Annotated in this window: 12 protein-coding genes; 9 read left to right on the forward strand and 3 right to left on the reverse strand. The window is 56.0% G+C overall.

Going from position 1 to position 18,975, the window contains the following annotated elements; all coding sequences use genetic code 11:
- Positions 1-270: 270 nt before the first annotated feature.
- The 6 genes from araB to rluA all read left to right on the forward strand — a co-directional run bounded on the left by araB (position 271) and on the right by rluA (position 10,599).
- On the forward strand, positions 271-1,980 hold the full coding sequence (gene araB / locus DA718_RS23975; RefSeq protein ID WP_112215552.1) for a ribulokinase: 1,710 nt from the start codon (positions 271-273) through the stop codon (positions 1,978-1,980).
- 10 nt (positions 1,981-1,990) lie between these two features.
- Positions 1,991-3,493 carry an L-arabinose isomerase gene (araA, locus tag DA718_RS23980; RefSeq protein WP_112215553.1) on the forward strand — a complete coding sequence of 501 codons (1,503 nt, stop codon included), beginning with the start codon at positions 1,991-1,993 and terminating at the stop codon, positions 3,491-3,493.
- Between the two features lie 137 nt (positions 3,494-3,630).
- Positions 3,631-4,326 (forward strand): L-ribulose-5-phosphate 4-epimerase, encoded by a 696-nt coding sequence (araD, locus tag DA718_RS23985; RefSeq protein ID WP_110272592.1) that lies wholly within the window; start codon positions 3,631-3,633, stop codon positions 4,324-4,326.
- A gap of 150 nt (positions 4,327-4,476) precedes the next feature.
- The gene (polB, locus tag DA718_RS23990; RefSeq protein ID WP_112215554.1) at positions 4,477-6,834 is read left to right on the forward strand and encodes a DNA polymerase II; all 2,358 of its coding nucleotides are present in this window, start codon (positions 4,477-4,479) and stop codon (positions 6,832-6,834) included.
- Between the two features lie 186 nt (positions 6,835-7,020).
- Positions 7,021-9,927: an RNA polymerase-associated protein RapA gene (gene rapA / locus DA718_RS23995; RefSeq protein WP_112215555.1), complete on the forward strand. Its 2,907-nt coding sequence runs from the start codon at positions 7,021-7,023 to the stop codon at positions 9,925-9,927.
- A gap of 12 nt (positions 9,928-9,939) precedes the next feature.
- On the forward strand, positions 9,940-10,599 hold the full coding sequence (rluA, locus tag DA718_RS24000; protein ID WP_110272602.1) for a bifunctional tRNA pseudouridine(32) synthase/23S rRNA pseudouridine(746) synthase RluA: 660 nt from the start codon (positions 9,940-9,942) through the stop codon (positions 10,597-10,599).
- An 82-nt stretch (positions 10,600-10,681) separates the two neighbouring features.
- Here the strand turns inward: rluA and citX are convergent, their stop codons facing one another.
- Both citX and DA718_RS24010 read right to left on the reverse strand, forming a co-directional pair.
- Positions 10,682-11,221, reverse strand: a complete 540-nt coding sequence (gene citX, locus DA718_RS24005; protein ID WP_110272603.1) for a citrate lyase holo-[acyl-carrier protein] synthase — start codon at positions 11,219-11,221, stop codon at positions 10,682-10,684.
- Between the two features lie 167 nt (positions 11,222-11,388).
- Positions 11,389-12,744: a 2-hydroxycarboxylate transporter family protein gene (locus tag DA718_RS24010; RefSeq protein WP_112215556.1), complete on the reverse strand. Its 1,356-nt coding sequence runs from the start codon at positions 12,742-12,744 to the stop codon at positions 11,389-11,391.
- 449 nt (positions 12,745-13,193) lie between these two features.
- Between DA718_RS24010 and DA718_RS24015 the strand changes: the two genes are divergently transcribed.
- The gene (locus tag DA718_RS24015) at positions 13,194-14,819 is read left to right on the forward strand and encodes an ATP-binding protein (protein WP_112215557.1); all 1,626 of its coding nucleotides are present in this window, start codon (positions 13,194-13,196) and stop codon (positions 14,817-14,819) included.
- Positions 14,809-15,507 (forward strand): response regulator, encoded by a 699-nt coding sequence (locus DA718_RS24020; RefSeq protein ID WP_112215558.1) that lies wholly within the window; start codon positions 14,809-14,811, stop codon positions 15,505-15,507. The genes DA718_RS24015 and DA718_RS24020 overlap by 11 nt, the downstream gene beginning before the upstream one ends.
- A 31-nt stretch (positions 15,508-15,538) precedes the next feature.
- Here DA718_RS24020 and djlA read toward each other — a convergent pair whose 3' ends face one another.
- Entirely contained in the window at positions 15,539-16,366 is an 828-nt protein-coding gene (gene djlA / locus DA718_RS24025) for a co-chaperone DjlA (protein ID WP_112215559.1), read from the reverse strand.
- 244 nt (positions 16,367-16,610) lie between these two features.
- On the opposite strand from djlA, the gene lptD reads away from it, so the two are divergent.
- Positions 16,611-18,953 (forward strand): LPS assembly protein LptD, encoded by a 2,343-nt coding sequence (gene lptD, locus DA718_RS24030; protein WP_112215560.1) that lies wholly within the window; start codon positions 16,611-16,613, stop codon positions 18,951-18,953.
- Positions 18,954-18,975: the final 22 nt, after the last annotated feature.

Consider the following 18,975-nt stretch of genomic DNA (forward strand, 5'->3'; position numbering starts at 1 on the left):
ACAGCCCGTACTGCGACGTGGATTAGAAATCGAATTAAAACCCGCCTTCTCTCGGCAGAAACTGAGCGCAGCGCACAATTCATACGCATTCAGCACATAACTGAAGTGTCTATAAATACGGCAGAAAAGTCCACATTGAATATTTGCACGGCGTCACACTTTGCGACCTCACAGCAATATAGTCCATAAGATTAGCGAATACAGCCTGACGGTTTTCGGCACGAATATCTACTGTTTCACCATGAATGTTTTTTAGCATGGAGTAACAGAATGGCAATTGCGATTGGCCTCGATTTTGGCAGTGATTCAGTACGCGCCCTGGCAGTGGAATGCGCGACCGGCGAAGAGCTCGCCGCAAGCGTCGAATGGTATCCGCGCTGGCAGGAGGGGCTGTTCTGCGATGGCCCGAACAATCGGTTCCGCCATCATCCACGTGATTACATTGAATCAATGGAAGCCGCGCTGAAAAGCGTTCTGGCGTCATTGAGCGCCGAACAACGCGCCGCCGTCGTGGGTATCGGCGTCGACAGCACTGGCTCAACGCCCGCGCCGATTGATGCCGACGGCAACGTCCTGGCGTTACGCGAAGAGTTCGCCAACAACCCGAACGCGATGTTCGTACTGTGGAAAGACCACACATCGGTGGAAGAGGCGGAGGCCATCACCCGTCTGTGCCACCAGCCAGGCAAAGAGGACTACTCTCGCTATATCGGCGGCATCTACTCCAGCGAGTGGTTCTGGGCCAAGATCCTCCATGTCACCCGCGAGGATAGCGCCGTTGCCGAGGCTGCAACTTCGTGGATTGAGCTGTGCGACTGGGTGCCAGCCCTGCTTTCCGGCACCACCCGCCCGCAGGATATTCGTCGTGGCCGCTGCAGCGCCGGGCACAAATCACTGTGGCACGATAGCTGGGGTGGCCTGCCGCCAGCCAGCTTCTTCGATGAACTCGACCCCATTCTTAACCAGAACCTGACCTGGCCGATGTTCAGCGAAACCTGGACCGCCGATTTACCTGTCGGCACGCTGACCGCCGAATGGGCGCAGCGCCTGGGTCTGACGCAAACCGTCACCATCTCCGGCGGCGCTTTCGACTGCCATATGGGCGCAGTCGGTGCTGGTGCCCAACCTAACGCACTGGTCAAAGTTATCGGTACCTCAACCTGCGACATCCTGATTGCCGACAAACAAAGCGTTGGCGAACGCACGGTGAAAGGGATCTGCGGCCAGGTAGACGGTAGCGTGGTGCCCGACTTTATCGGTATGGAAGCCGGACAATCCGCTTTTGGCGACATCTATGCCTGGTTTGGCCGCATTCTTGGCTGGCCGCTCGAGCAGTTGGCGCTCGCGCATCCGGAGCTGAAAGAGCAGATCAAAGTTAGCCAAAAACAGCTGCTACCCGCCCTGACCGAAGCCTGGGCAAAAAACCCATCCCTCGATCATCTGCCGGTGGTGCTGGACTGGTTTAACGGTCGCCGCACGCCGAACGCAAACCAGCGTTTGAAAGGGGTGATTACTGACCTGAACCTCGCCACCGACGCTCCGGCGCTGTTCGGCGGACTGATTGCCGCTACCGCTTTCGGCGCACGCGCTATTATGGAGTGCTTCACTGAACAGGGTATCCCAGTCAATAACGTGATGGCGCTCGGCGGCATTGCGCGGAAAAACCAGGTGATCATGCAGGCCTGCTGCGATGTATTGAATCGCCCGCTGCAAATCGTCGCCTCCGATCAGTGCTGCGCCCTGGGCGCCGCCATCTTCGCCGCCGTCGCCGCTGGCGTGTACCGCGATATTCCGACCGCGCAGGAGAACATGGCCAGCCAGGTGGAAAGCACCTTGCAGCCGCGCCCTGAGCAGGCACAACGTTTCGAACAACTCTATCAGCGCTACCAGCAATGGTCGGTCAGCGCAGAACAACTCTATCTCCCTTCAACTGCAAAGGCGGAAACAGCCCCGCAATCCCAGGCAGCTCTCACCCATTAAGGACATGAAAATGACAATTTTTAATAACTATGAAGTGTGGTTCGTTATTGGTAGCCAGCATCTGTATGGCCCAGAAACGCTGCGTCAAGTCACGAAGCATGCCGAACATGTGGTGAATAGCCTCAATGCGGAAGCCAAACTGCCGTGCAAACTGGTGCTTAAACCGTTAGGTACCACCCCGGATGAAATCACCCATATTTGCCGCGACGCGAACTACGATGATAAGTGCGCCGGGATGGTGGTGTGGCTGCATACTTTCTCGCCTGCCAAAATGTGGATTAACGGCCTGACTATCCTCAATAAACCGCTGATGCAGTTCCATACCCAGTACAACGCGGCTCTGCCGTGGGACAGCATCGATATGGACTTTATGAACCTGAACCAGACCGCGCACGGCGGCCGCGAGTTCGGTTTCATCGGCGCGCGTATGCGTCAACAGCACAGCGTGGTGACCGGCCACTGGCAGGATCAGGAAGCTCATCAGCGCATCGGGTCATGGATGCGCCAGGCGGTATCAAAACAGGATACTCGCCATCTGAAAGTGTGCCGTTTCGGCGATAACATGCGTGAAGTGGCGGTCACTGACGGCGATAAAGTTGCCGCGCAAATCAAGTTTGGCTACACGGTTAACACCTGGGCAGTGGGCGATCTGGTGCAGGTGGTCAACGCAGTCACTGAGGGTGAAATCAGCGCGCTGATCGATGAGTACGAAAGTACCTACCGACTGACGCCTGCGGCGCAAATCCACGGCGATAAGCGTCAGAACGTGATTGATGCCGCACGCATCGAACTGGGGATGAAGCGCTTCCTCGAACAAGGTGGGTTCCATGCGTTCACCACCACTTTTGAAGATTTACACGGCCTGAAACAACTTCCGGGTCTGGCCGTACAACGTCTGATGCAGCAGGGCTACGGCTTTGCTGGCGAGGGCGACTGGAAAACCGCCGCTCTGCTTCGCATCATGAAGGTGATGGCAACTGGTCTGCAGGGCGGCACCTCCTTTATGGAGGATTACACCTACCACTTCGAGAAAGGCAACGATCTGGCACTGGGCTCACACATGCTGGAAGTCTGCCCGACCATCGCTACCGCCGAGAAACCAATTCTCGACGTGCAGCCGCTGGGCATCGGCGGTAAAGCCGATCCGGCTCGTATCATTTTCAACACCCAGACCGGCCCGGCGATCGTCGCCAGCATGATCGATCTCGGCGATCGTTATCGTCTGTTGGTTAACACCATTGAAACGGTGAAAACCCCGCACGATCTGCCTAAGTTGCCGGTGGCTAACGCCCTGTGGAAAGCCCATCCAGATCTGCGCACAGCGTCTGAAGCCTGGATTATCGCTGGCGGCGCACACCACACCGTCTTCAGCCACGCGCTGACCCTGGACGATATGCGCCAGTTCGCCGAACTGCAGGATATCGAGCTGACTGTTATTGATAACGAGACCCGCCTGCCGTCGTTCAAAGATGCGCTGCGCTGGAACGAAGTTTATTACGGTTCAAAACGTTAAGAGGCCGTTCCCCTCCCCCTACCCTCTCCCCAGCGGGGAGAGGGGACCGCTCGAGCGCAATGCCGCCTTTCTCCCCTTCCCTTTTGGAGAGGGTCGGGGTGAGGGAAACCTGACTCGCCTGCTATTTGGAGTACATTATGTTAGAAGATCTCAAACGCCAGGTACTGGAAGCCAACCTGGCCCTGCCAAAACACAATCTTGTCACCCTTACCTGGGGCAACGTCAGCGCCGTCGACCGTGAACAAGGCGTACTGGTGATTAAACCTTCCGGCGTCGACTACAGCATGATGACCGCCGAAGACATGGTCGTGGTCAGCCTTGAGACTGGTGAAGTGGTTGAAGGTAAGAAAAAACCCTCTTCAGATACGCCAACCCACCGCCTGCTGTATCAGGCATTTCCAACGCTGGGCGGCATCGTTCACACCCATTCGCGCCACGCCACCATCTGGGCGCAGGCCGGGCAGTCGATTCCGGCCACCGGCACCACTCACGCCGACTATTTCTACGGCGCGGTCCCCTGCACCCGCCTGATGACCGACGACGAAATCAATGGTGAATATGAGTGGGAAACTGGCGAGGTGATTGTCGAAACCTTCCGTGAAAAAGGCATCGACCCGGCGCAAATGCCCGGCGTACTGGTACACTCCCACGGCCCGTTTGCCTGGGGAAAAAACGCTGAAGACGCAGTGCATAACGCTATTGTGCTCGAAGAGATCGCCTATATGGGCATCTTCTGCCGCCAGCTGGCACCACAGTTGCCGGATATGCAACAAACGCTGCTGGATAAACATTATCTGCGTAAACACGGGGCGAAAGCCTATTACGGGCAGTAACCCTCCACAACCGTCTGCAAGTCTGGTAGCCCGGACAGGTGCGAAGCACCGCCTCCGGGAACGGATGCCCGCCACACCTGTATAAAACCCCAGCACCATTGCATGAACCAGGCTATAATCAGGCCTGGTTTTTACTAATGAGAGCACGGCGTGACGCAGCCACGAGAAGGTTTTTTACTGACCCGTCACTGGCGGGATACCGCGCAGGGCACCGAACTGACCTTCTGGCTGGCGACCGATGACGGCCCGCTTCAGGTCACGCTGCCGCCGCAGGAATCCGTTGCTTTCATCCCCGAATCCCAGCGCGCGCAGGTTGAACGCCTGCTGCAAGGGGAAAACGGCCACCGTATTGCTCCCCTCACCCTGAAAGATTTTCATCGCCAGCCGGTGTTTGGCCTCTACTGCCGCGCTCACCGCCAGCTGATGCGACTGGAAAAAAAACTGCGCGAAAACGGCATCACGGTCTATGAAGGCGATATTCGTCCACCAGAGCGCTATCTGATGGAGCGCTTTATCACCGCCCCGGTGTGGGTCGAAGGTGACGCGCGCGGCCAGCAGCTGGTTAACGCGCGGATGAAGCCCAACCCCGACTACCGCCCGCCGCTAAAATGGGTTTCACTGGATATCGAAACCAGCCGCCACGGCGAGCTCTACTGCATCGGCCTTGAAGGCTGCGGGCAGCGAGTCGTCTATATGCTCGGGCCTGAACCTGCTTCTTCGCCAGATGTCAATTTTGAGCTGGAGTATGTTGCCAGCCGCCCCCTGCTGCTGGAAAAACTTAACGCCTGGTTTGCCGCCCACGACCCGGACGTACTGATTGGCTGGAACGTCGTGCAGTTCGATTTACGTGTCCTGCAAAAGCACGCCGAGCGCTATCGTATCCCGCTGATGCTCGGGCGCGGCAACAGCGAACTGGAGTGGCGCGAGCACGGGTTTAAAAACGGCGTCTTCTTCGCTCAGGCCAACGGCCGCTTGATTATCGACGGCATCGAGGCGCTAAAATCCGCCTTCTGGAACTTTTCCTCTTTTGCCCTGGAATCGGTCGCTCGCGAGCTGCTCGGCGAGGGGAAAGCCATTGATAATCCCTGGGATCGGATGGACGAAATCGATCGCCGCTTTAACCAAGATAAACCGGCGCTGGCAACCTATAACCTGCAGGATTGCGAGCTGGTTACGCGTATCTTTCACAAAACGGAGATCATGCCGTTTTTGCTGGAGCGCGCTACGGTCAACGGCCTGCCTGCGGATCGTCACGGCGGCTCGGTCGCCGCCTTCGGCCATCTCTATTTCCCGCGTATGCACCGTTTGGGCTACGTCGCGCCAAACCTCGGCGAAGTGCCGCCACAGGCCAGCCCCGGCGGCTACGTGATGGACTCGCGGCCCGGCCTGTACGATTCGGTGCTGGTGCTGGACTATAAGAGCCTGTACCCGTCAATTATTCGCACCTTCCTGATCGACCCCGTAGGGCTGGTTGAAGGACTGGCGCAGCCCGATGATGCTCACAGTACCGAAGGTTTTCTTGGCGCGCGATTCTCGCGTGAGAAACACTGCCTGCCGGGGATTGTCGGGCAGATCTGGCACGGGCGCGACGAGGCAAAACGGCATAAAAATAAGCCACTGTCGCAGGCGCTGAAGATCATCATGAACGCCTTCTACGGCGTACTCGGTACCAGCGCCTGCCGCTTTTTCGATCCGCGCCTGGCCTCCTCAATTACCATGCGCGGCCACGCGATTATGCGCCAGACCAAAGCGCTGATTGAATCCCAGGGCTATGACGTCATCTACGGCGATACCGACTCCACCTTCGTGTGGCTCAAACGCCCCCACAGCGAAGAGGAAGCAAGCAGCATCGGCCGCTCGCTGGTGGCCTTTGTTAACGAGTGGTGGGCGACAGAACTTGGCAAAGATAACCTGACCAGCACCCTGGAGCTGGAGTTTGAAACCCACTTCTGCCGCTTTTTAATGCCCACCATTCGCGGTGCCGATACCGGCAGTAAAAAACGCTACGCCGGGATGATTCAGGAAGGAAGCGAACAGCGCATGGTGTTTAAAGGGCTGGAGACGGTACGCACCGACTGGACACCGCTGGCCCAGCAGTTTCAGCAGGAGCTTTATCTGCGCATCTTCCGCAATCAGCCCTATCGCGACTACGTGCGCGAAACCATTGATAAACTGATGAACGGCGAGTTTGACGATCGGCTGGTCTACCGTAAGCGCCTGCGCCGCCCGCTGGCGGAGTATCAGCGTAACGTGCCGCCGCACGTGCGCGCGGCAAGGCTCGCGGATGAGCAAAACGTCAAGCTGGGCAGGCCGCAGCAGTATCAGCAGCGCGGCAGCATTAAGTATGTCTGGACCACCAGCGGGCCCGAGCCGGTGGACTATCAGCAATCACCGCTCGATTATGAGCACTATTTGTCAAAGCAATTACAGCCTGTTGCCGACGGAATTCTTCCCTTTGTCGACGACGATTTTGCTACAATAGTGACAGGTCAGCTGGGGCTATTTTGATTTTTACTCATTCATTCAACCTGCAAAAAAGCAGTAAATTGAAGGGTGAGCAGGACGTGACGAACGTTCCGCCATCCAGTAATATAGCGCCCTTTCCATTCCCGGACCCAATATTGACACATCTCCGACCTTTCTGGAGATGATCAACTATTGCCTGCAATTAAAGAACTAAAGAGCCGAACATATATGCCTTTTACACTTGGTCAACGCTGGATTAGCGACACAGAGAGCGAACTGGGATTAGGGACGGTGGTTGCGCTGGATGCGCGCATGGTTACCCTTCTTTTCCCTGCTATCGGCGAAAACCGTCTGTACGCACGCAACGACTCCCCGATCACCCGCGTGATGTTTAACCCGGGCGATACCATCACCAGCCACGAAGGCTGGCAGCTCCAGGTTGACGAAGTTAATGAAGAGAACGGCCTGCTGGCCTACACCGGCACCCGCCTTGATACCCAGGAAGCCAACGTCACCCTGCGTGAAGTGCTGCTCGACAGCAAGCTGGTCTTCAGCAAACCGCAGGATCGCCTGTTCGCCGGACAGATCGACCGCATGGACCGTTTCGCCCTGCGCTATCGCGCGCGCAAATTTCAAAGCGAACAGTACCGTATGCCGTGGAGCGGCCTGCGCGGACAGCGCACCAGCCTGATCCCACATCAGTTGAATATCGCCCACGATGTCGGTCGCCGTCACGCGCCACGCGTCCTGCTGGCAGATGAAGTGGGCTTAGGTAAAACCATCGAAGCCGGGATGATCCTCCATCAACAATTGCTCAGTGGCGCTGCCGAACGCGTGCTGATCGTCGTTCCGGAAACTCTGCAACACCAATGGCTGGTGGAAATGCTGCGCCGCTTTAATCTACGCTTTTCGCTGTTTGATGATGAGCGTTACGCAGAAGCCCAGCACGACGCCTTTAACCCGTTTGAAACCGAACAGCTGGTTATCTGCTCGCTGGATTTCGTGCGCCGCAGCAAGCAACGTCTGGAACACCTGTGCGATGCCGAGTGGGACATTATGGTCGTCGACGAAGCGCACCACCTGGTGTGGAGCGAAGAGGCACCGAGCCGTGAATATCAGGCGATTGAACAGCTGGCCGAACGCGTGCCGGGCATTCTGCTGCTAACCGCAACCCCGGAGCAGCTGGGTATGGAGAGCCACTTCGCTCGCCTGCGCCTGCTCGACCCTAACCGTTTCCATGATTTCGCTCAGTTCGTTGAAGAACAGCAAAACTACCGCCCGGTGGCCGACGCCGTTGCCCTGCTGCTGGCGGGCAATAAACTCAACGACGCCGAACTGAACGCACTGAGCGATCTGATCGGCGAGCAGGATATTGAACCGTTATTGCAGGCCGCCAACAGCGACCGCGATGACGCACAGGCCGCCCGTCAGGAGCTGATCTCCATGCTGATGGATCGCCACGGCACCAGCCGCGTGCTGTTCCGCAACACCCGTAACGGCGTCAAGGGTTTCCCGAAACGCGAGCTGCACACCATTCGTTTGCCGCTGCCGACCCAGTATCAGACCGCTATCAAGGTCTCCGGCATTATGGGTGCGCGCAAAACTGCCGAAGAACGCGCCCGCGATATGCTCTACCCGGAACAGATTTATCAGGAATTTGAAGGCGATAGCGGCACCTGGTGGAACTTCGACCCGCGCGTCGATTGGCTGATGGGCCACCTCACCAGCCATCGCTCACAGAAAGTGCTGGTCATCTGCGCCAAAGCGGCCACCGCGCTGCAACTGGAACAGGTCCTGCGCGAGCGCGAAGGTATCCGCGCGGCAGTGTTCCACGAGGGCATGTCGATTATCGAGCGCGACCGCGCCGCTGCCTGGTTTGCTGAAGAGGATACCGGCGCTCAGGTGCTGCTATGTTCTGAAATTGGCTCCGAAGGGCGTAACTTCCAGTTCGCCAGCAACCTGGTGATGTTCGACCTGCCGTTCAACCCGGATCTGCTCGAGCAGCGTATCGGCCGTCTGGACCGTATCGGCCAGGCCCACGATATTCAGATCCACGTTCCGTATCTGGAAAGAACCGCTCAGTCGGTGCTGGTACGTTGGTATCACGAAGGGCTGGACGCATTCGAGCACACCTGTCCGACCGGTCGCACCGTTTACGACAGCGTGCATAACGAACTGATTAACTACCTTGCCGCGCCAGAAAATACCGACGGCTTTGACGATTTGATCAAATCCTGCCGCCAGCAGCATGACGCGCTGAAAGTCCAACTGGAACAGGGTCGCGACCGCCTGCTGGAGATCCACTCTAACGGCGGAGAAAAAGCCCAGGCACTGGCGGAAAGCATTGAAGAGCAAGATGACGACACCAGCCTGATCGCGTTCTCCATGAACCTGTTTGATATTGTCGGTATCAACCAGGACGATCGCGGTGAAAACCTGATTGTTCTGACCCCGTCAGACCATATGTTGGTTCCTGACTTCCCGGGCCTGCCGGAAGATGGCTGCACCATTACCTTCGAACGTGATGTTGCGCTGTCTCGCGAAGACGCACAGTTCATCACCTGGGAGCACCCGCTGATTATCAACGGTCTGGATCTGATCCTCTCCGGCGATACCGGCAGCAGCACCATTTCCCTGTTGAAGAACAAAGCGCTGCCGGTAGGAACCCTGCTGCTGGAGCTGATTTACGTCGTCGAAGCGCAGGCGCCGAAGCATCTACAGCTTAACCGCTTCCTGCCGCCGACGCCGGTGCGCATGCTGCTCGACAAAAACGGTAATAACCTCGCCGGTCAGGTGGAATTCGAAAGCTTTAACCGCCAGCTGAGCGCAGTTAACCGCCATACCGGCAGCAAGCTGGTTAACGCCGTCCAACAGGATGTTCACGCCATTTTGCAACAGGGAGAAGGCCAGGTGGCCAAAGCGGCCCAGGCACTGATCGATGCCGCGCGTAGCGAAGCAGACGATAAGCTGTCGGCTGAACTGTCGCGTCTTGAAGCACTGCGCGCCGTTAACCCGAACATCCGCGATGATGAACTGGCGGCTATCGAGAGCAACCGTCAGCAGGTTATGGACGCGCTGGCCCAGGCAGGCTGGCGTCTCGATGCGCTGCGCTTAATCGTGGTCACCCACCAGTAACGGAACGCGAATATGGCGATGGAAAACTACAATCCGCCACAGGATCCCTGGCTGGTTATCCTCTATCAGGATGAGCACATTATGGTGGTCAACAAGCCCAGCGGCTTGTTGTCCGTGCCGGGGAGACTGGAGGAACACAAAGACAGCGTGATGACGCGAATTCAACGCGACTTCCCGCAGGCTGAGTCAGTGCACCGCCTGGATATGGCCACCAGCGGCGTGATTGTGGTGGCGCTGACTAAAGCAGCCGAGCGCGAGCTGAAGCGTCAGTTCCGCGAACGCGAGCCGAAAAAGCAGTACGTCGCCCGCGTGTGGGGGCATCCGGAAAAAGCGGAAGGTCTGGTGGATTTACCGCTGATTTGCGACTGGCCGAACCGGCCAAAGCAGAAGGTGTGTTACGAAACCGGCAAAGCAGCGCAAACCGAGTATGAAGTGCTGGAGTTCGCACAGGATAATACCGCCCGCGTGCGCCTCAAGCCGATTACCGGACGTTCGCATCAGCTGCGCGTGCATATGCTGGCGCTGGGCCATCCGATTCTTGGCGACCGCTTTTATGCCTCGCCAGAAGCGCTGGCCATGGCGCCGCGTCTGCTGCTGCACGCCGAAACGCTGACCATCACCCACCCATCGTTCGGTAACGCGATGACATTTCGCGCCCCCGTCGATTTCTAATCATTCAGAACTGTCCCGGGTCGTGCCGCTAGCGGCTCACCCGGGCTATCCCATTGCTTATTCAGCAAACGAGAAGTTCGCGTTAATCGCGGGCAAACCACGCATCAATCATCTTCTCGACGCGAGCGACAACCAGCCCGGTATCATGACGACGACTGCGTGCGCAGGCATGCGCGGGTTCTTCGCACAGCAGGCAGCGGCGCTGATTTTCACCCATTGATTGACGACCAACCAGGCCATTTTTCGGGCAAATAACGTCGATATCCCACAGGCGGCCCAGCGGATGAGTCTGTTCCAGCTCCGAGCAAAACGCTTTGATTTCACTGGCGGCGTGATCAACACACCACAGCGCTTCCGGGCCGGTCGGCAGCCACAATACCTGGCGATCGAGCGTTTGCCAGCGATGTTTCCACAGCATCTGATCGCAGGCCTGCAGCGCCACACCCATCATATTACGGTAGCGAATGCTGTCTTTCACCGCGCCCGGCGTCACCAGGGTCAGCGAAATCACCGGCTGCTGATAATGGGCTAACCAGTCGGCCTGGCGAGCCGCACGCTGCTCTTTCGCCGCCAGCAGCGCTTCCATGCTTACGCCCTCACGGGCGAGAGTATCCACTGACATTTGTTCCTCTCCTCACTTAATAAAAGACAGCGATCGGGCTGTCGTCGCAATAGCGAATAATGGCGCTGATTGTATCGCTAAACGATCCCTGTTTTGGAGACGGGGCGCAGAAATTTTCTGCGCCATTTAGCACGAAAAGCAGACTTAAGCGTTACAAAAAAGTTAAATCAGGTTAAAAAATGACTGAGGAATAGCAGACCCAATGAAACATTAATCGCACCACCAATTCTTGTTGCGATCTGCGCGAACGGCATCAGGTTCATGCGGTTGCCGGAAGTCAGAATCGCCACGTCGCCGGTGCCGCCCTGACCGCTCTGGCAACAGGAAACAATCGCCACATCAATCGGATGCATACCTATCTTTTTCCCCACCACAAAGCCGGTCGCCACCAGCGCCGACACGGTGCTGATAATCACCAGCAGGTTGCTCACGGTGAAGGCGTTGACCAGCTCCTGCCAGGGGGTGATCGCCACGCCAACGGCAAACAAAATCGGATAGGTTACCGCCGTGCGGAAGAATTTATACACCATTTGCGAGCCCTCCTGCAGACGTGGAGAGACACCGTTAGCCAGTTTCAGCAGTACTGCGAGGAACAACATCCCCACCGGAGCCGGCAGGCCAATCATCTTCTGACCCAACATTCCCAGCATATACAGCAGCACAGCCAGCAGCGCGCCGGAGGCCAGCGTCGTCACATCCATTTTTCCCTCAGCAGACTCTTCGCGGTGCGTTTCGTTGCGGCGGTTTGGCATCAGCTGTCCTTCGCCGGTTAAATGCGGGAAGCGTTTGCCGAGCTGGTTTAAACAGCCGGAGATAACAATCGCCGTCAGGCTGCCCAACATCACCATAGGCAGCACGCGGCCCAGTGCAACGCCCTGATCCATATGCATCAGCGCGGCATAGCCTATCGACAGCGGAATAGCCCCCTCGCCTACGCCGCCAGCCATAATCGGCAGGACAATAAAGAAGAATACCTGGAACGGCTCCAGCCCCAGAGCGGTACCGACGCCAACGCCAACCAGCATGCCAACGATTTCTCCGCACAGCATCGGGAAGAAAATTCGCAGAAAGCCCTGAATCAGCGTGGTACGGTTCATGCTCATGATGCTGCCGACGATGATGCAGCAGATGTAGAGATAGAGAATGTTGGTCGACTTATAGAACCTGGTGGTCGATTCCACCACCACATCCGGCAGCAGGCCATAGTGCACCAGCGCGGAGGGAATAAACGTCGCGCAGATCGCCGCAGCGCCGAGCTTGCCCAGAACCGGCAAACGCTTACCGAATTCACCGCAGGCAAAGCCGAAAAAGGCCAGCGTTGCCACCATCACCACAATGTCGCTCGGCAGCTTGCCGCCCAGGCAGTCCAGCGCGATCAGGCCACCGGCTAGTAGAAACAGCGGCAGCGGGATAATACCGACTTTCCAGTTATCGAGGATATGCCACCAGCGCTGCTTGAGCGGTGCTTTCGGCGTATTAATAGGGTCGATGGTTGCAGAGAATGCATTGTCTGTGGTGCTCATAATTAAGCCCTCTGGTTATTATTACTTTTCAGGTTAGAGGGCCATACGCAGACTTAATGTGAGGCGTCACAGATTAAACACGAAGTTTTAATGGTCATTATGGTTTTTATGGTTTCTATTATTTATGTGATATTTCTCTGATTTATTAGCGTGGTTTTTATGGTTTTAAATCTACCTGCTAATTCACTTTGATAAATTCACCGCCAGCGGATAATTCTGCTTCCCTGATGCCTGTGTATACCCTAAATAATTCGAGTTGCTTAAAGGCGGCAAGGGAGTGAATCCCCAAGAGCATAGATAAACTATGCGACTGGGGTGAGCGAGCGTAGCCAACACATAAGCAACTTGAAGTATGACGGGTATAGGTGTTCACAAATTTCCTTCAGCCATGATGTCGGCAGCGCAAAAGATGATAAAGTGCCGCATCCCTGATACTGTGCATCATACTTATGAAAGTTTCATTTCAATTTAAGTTGTTCATTTCGCTGGTCGCCTTTTTCTCAGTCCTGTTTGCACTGCTGGGCGCTTATTATTATTTCGACGCCAGCCATCAGCTTTATCAGGAAATGAGCGCCCGCGCTAAAATACAGGCGGAAGAAATTGCTTTAATGCCGAATTTACGTCAGCAGGTCGCACGTGAAGACCCGCAGGCGATAAAACCGTTTATGCAAAATATCGCCGCCCACAGCGACGCCAGCTTTATCGTGATTGGCGATAAGCGGGGAGTGCATCTATTTCACTCGGTCCATCCGGAATGGGTCGGGACGCGGTTAGTTGGCGGCGATAACCAGGCGGTGCTGGAGGGGAAAAGCACCACCACCATCCGTAAAGGCGGGCTCGGTATTTCGCTACGCAGCAAAGCGCCGATTCTTGATGATGCGGGTCGGGTTGTGGGGATTGTCTCCGTTGGCTATCTCACCAGCTACCTCGACAGCATCACGCTGGAAAAAGTGATTAATATTTTCGTCGCCGCCGTACTGCTGCTTATCGCGCTGTTTGTCTTCTCCTGGTACTTCACCCGCAGCATCAAGAAGCAGATTTTCTCGCTAGAGCCGCGCGAAATCGGCCTGTTGGTGCGCCAGCAAAAAGCGATGATGGAGTCGATATACGAAGGGGTGATTGTGATTGACCACAACCGGCGTATCAAAGTGATAAACCACGCCGCCCGCAGCCTGCTTGGGCTGAGCCAACTCGCGCACCAGCTGCGCGGTAAGTCGATTGATAATGTCATCACCCCGCAACCGTTTTTCGCCAGCGCAGAGATGCTCGAAAGCGATACCCACGATGAGCTGTGTCGCTTTAATCAGCTTACCGTGCTCGCCAGCCGGGTGCGTATCATGCTGGAGGATTCGCTACAGGGCTGGGTAATTACCTTCCGCGACCGCGACGAAATCAACTCCCTTAGCGCCCAGCTCAGCCAGGTCAAACGCTACGTCGACAACCTGCGCATCATGCGTCACGAGCAGCTAAACCGCATGACCACCCTTTCCGGCCTGCTGCATCTGGGCCACTATGATGAGGCGATTCGCTATATTCAGGCCCAGTCGGAACATGCTCAGGAGCTGCTGGACTTTATCTCATCGCACTTTAATTCACCGACACTCTGCGGACTGCTGCTGGGTAAAGCCGCCAGGGCGCGGGAAAAAGGCGTTGAGCTGAACTTTGACCCGGCCTGTCGTATCGACCGTCCTCTGTCATCGTTGATGGAGTCCGAGTTAATTTCTATCATCGGCAACCTGCTGGATAACGCCATTGAAGCCACCCAGCGCGCCGAGCTACCGCACGAACCGGTTGAAGTTCTGATCCAGTTGAACGCCCGGGAGTTAATGATTGAAGTGGCTGACCGCGGGGTTGGTATTCGTGCGGAAATCCGCGAGCGCATTTTTGAACGCGGCGTTACCACCAAAACCCGTGGCGATCACGGCATGGGTCTGTATCTTATTGAACGTTATGTCACTCAGGCGGGCGGCACAATTGAAGTGGCTGACAACGCGCCGCGCGGCGCGATTTTCACGCTGTTTATTCCCGCTGATGGGCCTGTTCATCCGCAACAAGAGACGCACTATGCATCATGACCTGGTCGATGTTCTGATCATCGAAGATGAAAACGAACTGGCGCGACTGCACGCCGAGCTTATCCAGAAACACCCGCGCATGCGGCTGGTAGGTATAGCAGCCTCACTCACTCAAGCGCGGCAAATGCTCAATACCAGGCCACCGCAGTTGGTGCTGCTCGATAACTACCTGCCGGATGGCAAAGGGGTCACGCTGATGACCGATCCTGTTCTGGCTAATGCCCACTGCTCGGTGATTTTTATCACCGCCGCCAGCGATATGGAAACCTGTAGCCTCGCTATCCGCAACGGCGCTTTCGATTACATTCTCAAGCCGGTGTCATGGAAGCGCCTGAGCCAGTCGCTAGAGCGGTTTGTGCAGTTTTACGATCAACAGCGCGAATGGAAGATTGTCGACCAGCAGAACGTCGATTCGCTGTATCAGCTACAGGCAAAAAACTACCGTACCGACAGCGGCAGTAAAGGCATCGAGGAGAAAACGCTGGCGCTGGTGCAAAACCTGTTTACCGGCAGAGAGGATCGCTGCTTTTCAGTGGATGAAGTGGTTAGCGAGGCAGGATTAAGCAAAACCACTGCCCGGCGCTATCTGGAGCACTGTGTGGAAATTGGCTTTCTGGAAGTGGAGATGCTGTACGGGAAGATTGGCCATCCGCGCCGTATGTATCGTCGCGCCGCAAGCGCATCCTGACGCCTCTCCCCGACGGGGAGAGGCCAGTAATTTAAAATCCGCGCTGCTCTTTAATCAGCTCCCAGGCTTTCTGGATCTCCTGCGCTTTCTGCTTGGCCATCTCCATCATTTCCGGCGGCAGACCTTTCGCCACCAGCTTATCCGGATGGTGCTCGCTCATCAGCTTACGGTAGGCGCGTTTGACGGTCGCGGCGTCGTCGGTTGGCTTCACCCCTAATACGTTACAGGCATCCTCGAGGGTTGGCCCGCGCTGCGCCTGCTGCCAGCCGGCATTGCCGCCGTGCTGACCGTACGATTGCTGCTGCGAACCGCCGCCAAACTGCGCGCCGCCCTGCATCATGCGCAGGAACTGCTCAAACTGGGCGCGGGAGATACCCAGCTCATCAGCAATGACAAACAGCACTTCGCGTTCGTTGGGGTGCAGGTCGCCGTCAGCAAAGGCCGCCTGCAGCTGAATTTCCAGAAACATCCGAATCAAATCGAACCGACCAAAACAGACGCTGCGCAGCTGGCGCATTTTCTCACGCAGCGGGTAATCATCTGATTTTCCGACCCGAAATGCGTGCTGAGCCGCAGTACGCGCTTCGCCGTGCAGATTCATCCGATCCATCAGCAAATTGGCGACATGAATATCGGCTTCAGTGACACGGCCTTTAGATTTGGTCAGATGCCCCATCACTTCGAAAGTGGTGGAGAAGAACAGCGACTGGCGCTCCTGCTGGTTGGCAAAAACATTCAGCCGACGACTGCGTGCGCGGTCAAACATATGCCCGATTAAGAAGCCCAGCACCACGCCCCAGAAGCCACCACCCATCATCAACGCAACCGCAACGCCAATTATTTTACCCAAATACTGCATAGACTCCCCAATCTCTCTGCCGCCAGTTAAGCTATATCTGACCGCACATTACAAAGCGTTGACGCCTCGGTCAATTGTGGGACATAGCCTATAATTTGCTTTATCATACTCGTCATTCTACACGGTGCCTAACGCTCGGGTTCGAAACGGGCAGGATTAACACTAGCGCGATTAAGATGAGTACGTTAGGCTCTGACCGTTTGCAAGCCGCTGCCACACGATGACGGAACAACAAATACAACGTATGAAAAAACGTATTCCCAGCCTCCTGGCCACCATGATTGCCAGCGCCTTGTATAGCCAACAGGGCCTCGCTGCCGATCTCGCCACGCAATGTATGCTTGGCGTCCCAAGCTACAATCGTCCTCTGGTTGAAGGGAAACCCAACGACCTGCCGGTGACGATCGATGCCGATCATGCGAAGGGTAATTATCCTGATAACGCCGTCTTTACCGGCAACGTTGATATCAATCAGGGTAATAGCCGCCTGCAGGCCGATGAAGTTCAGCTCCATCAACAGCAGGCCGCGGGTCAGCCGCAGCCTGTACGCACGGTCGATGCACTCGGCAACGTTCACTACGACGACAATCAGGTTATCCTGAAAGGGCCAAAGGCCTGGTCAAATCTGAACACCAAAGATACCAACGTCTGGCAGGGCGACTACCAAATGGTTGGCCGTCAGGGGCGCGGTACCGCTGACCTGATGAAACAGCGTGGTGAAAACCGCTATACCATTTTAGAAAACGGCAGCTTTACCTCCTGTCTGCCGGGCTCTGACACCTGGAGCGTCGTCGGCAGCGAAGTTATCCACGACCGCGAAGAGCAGGTCGCGGAGATCTGGAACGCACGCTTTAAGCTCGGCTCGGTACCGATTTTTTACAGTCCCTACCTGCAGCTGCCGGTAGGCGATAAGCGTCGTTCAGGCTTCCTGATCCCTAACGCTAAATACAGCACCAAAAACGGCGCAGAATTCTATCTTCCTTATTACTGGAATATCGCGCCGAACTTTGATGCCACGATCACCCCGCACTATATGAGCAAGCGTGGCGGCGTGATGTGGGAAAACGAATTTCGCTACCTGACTCAGGCTGGCGCGGGTTTATTCGAGTTTGATTACCTACCATCGGATAAGGTTTACGAGGACGATCACTCTGGCGACAGCAACAGTCGCCGCTGGCTGTTCTACTGGAACCATTCTGGCGTCGTAGACCAGGTATGGCGCTTCAATGCCGACTACACCAAAGTCAGCGACCCGGACTACTTTAACGATTTCAGCTCCAAATACGGTTCCAGTACCGATGGCTACGCTACGCAAAAATTGAGCGCGGGCTACGCCAATCAGAACTTTGACGCGACCGTATCGACCAAGCAGTTCCAGGTCTTTGACCGCGACTCAAGCAACGCCTATTCCGCTGAGCCGCAGCTGGACGTGAACTACTATCAGAACGATGTCGGCCCGTTTGATACCCATTTTTACGGGCAAGCCGTACATTTTGTTAACTCGAACAGCAAAATGCCGGAAGCGACTCGCGTTCACTTCGAGCCGACCATCGATCTGCCGCTGTCTAACGGCTGGGGCAGCATCAATACCGAAGCCAAACTGCTGGCAACCCACTATCAGCAGAGCAATCTCGATCATTACAACGCGGTCAACGGCACCGACTATAAAGACTCGGTTAATCGCGTGATGCCGCAGTTTAAAGTTGATGGCAAAATGGTTTTCGAGCGCGATATGCAAGAGAGCTATACCCAGACGCTCGAACCGCGTATGCAGTATCTGTACATCCCCTATCGTGACCAGAGCAAAATAGGTAGCTACGACTCAACGCTGCTGCAATCTGACTATAGCGGCCTGTTCCGTGACCGTACCTACAGCGGCCTCGATCGCATTGCTTCAGCCAACCAGGTCTCCACCGGCGTCACATCTCGCGTTTATGATGCCGCCGCAGTTGAACGTTTTAACATTTCCGTTGGTCAAATCTACTATTTCACCGAGGCGCGAACCGGTGACGACAACATCAACTGGGAGAATAACGACACGCGAGGTTCACTGGTATGGGCCGGCGATACCTACTGGCGCATCACCGATGACTGGGGTTTACGCGGGGGAATTCAGTACGATACGCGTCTGGATAACGTCGCTACCGGTAGCGGAACCGTGGAATACCGTCGCGACGAAAACCGTTTAGTACAGCTTAACTATCGTTACGCGAGCCCGGAATACATTCAGGCGACTCTGCCATCGTATTCCACCGCGAAGCAATATAAAGATGGTATTTCGCAGGTGGGGATGACCGCCAGTTGGCCAATAGTCGATCGTTGGGCAGTTGTTGGCGCGTACTACTACGACACGAATACCAGAAAGTCAGCAAATCAGATGTTAGGGGTGCAGTATAGCTCTTGTTGCTACGCTATCCGTGTCGGCTATGAACGTAAGATCAACGGCTGGGATAACAGCAGCAGCGAAAGCAAATACGACAACACCTTCGGCTTTAACATCGAGCTGCGTGGTCTGAGCTCCAATTACGGTCTCGGCACCCAGCAGATGCTGCGTTCGAACATTTTACCGTACCAGAGCTCCCTGTGATGTGGCTGGTTTAAACGTAATC

Origin of the sequence: Klebsiella huaxiensis, from assembly GCF_003261575.2 — a bacterium.
Lineage (GTDB): Bacteria > Pseudomonadota > Gammaproteobacteria > Enterobacterales > Enterobacteriaceae > Klebsiella > Klebsiella huaxiensis.

Excerpts from the sequence above, each read along its gene's own strand:
- djlA (WP_112215559.1), bottom strand. The coding sequence starts at position 16,366 with ATGCAGTATTTGGGTAAAATAATTGGCGTTGCGGTTGCGTTGATGATG.
- rluA (WP_110272602.1), top strand. The coding sequence starts at position 9,940 with ATGGCGATGGAAAACTACAATCCGCCACAGGATCCCTGGCTGGTTATC.
- araB (WP_112215552.1), top strand. The coding sequence starts at position 271 with ATGGCAATTGCGATTGGCCTCGATTTTGGCAGTGATTCAGTACGCGCC.
- DA718_RS24010 (WP_112215556.1), bottom strand. The coding sequence starts at position 12,744 with ATGAGCACCACAGACAATGCATTCTCTGCAACCATCGACCCTATTAAT.
- DA718_RS24015 (WP_112215557.1), top strand. The coding sequence starts at position 13,194 with ATGAAAGTTTCATTTCAATTTAAGTTGTTCATTTCGCTGGTCGCCTTT.
- araA (WP_112215553.1), top strand. The coding sequence starts at position 1,991 with ATGACAATTTTTAATAACTATGAAGTGTGGTTCGTTATTGGTAGCCAG.
- lptD (WP_112215560.1), top strand. The coding sequence starts at position 16,611 with ATGAAAAAACGTATTCCCAGCCTCCTGGCCACCATGATTGCCAGCGCC.
- araD (WP_110272592.1), top strand. The coding sequence starts at position 3,631 with ATGTTAGAAGATCTCAAACGCCAGGTACTGGAAGCCAACCTGGCCCTG.
- rapA (WP_112215555.1), top strand. The coding sequence starts at position 7,021 with ATGCCTTTTACACTTGGTCAACGCTGGATTAGCGACACAGAGAGCGAA.
- citX (WP_110272603.1), bottom strand. The coding sequence starts at position 11,221 with ATGTCAGTGGATACTCTCGCCCGTGAGGGCGTAAGCATGGAAGCGCTG.
- DA718_RS24020 (WP_112215558.1), top strand. The coding sequence starts at position 14,809 with ATGCATCATGACCTGGTCGATGTTCTGATCATCGAAGATGAAAACGAA.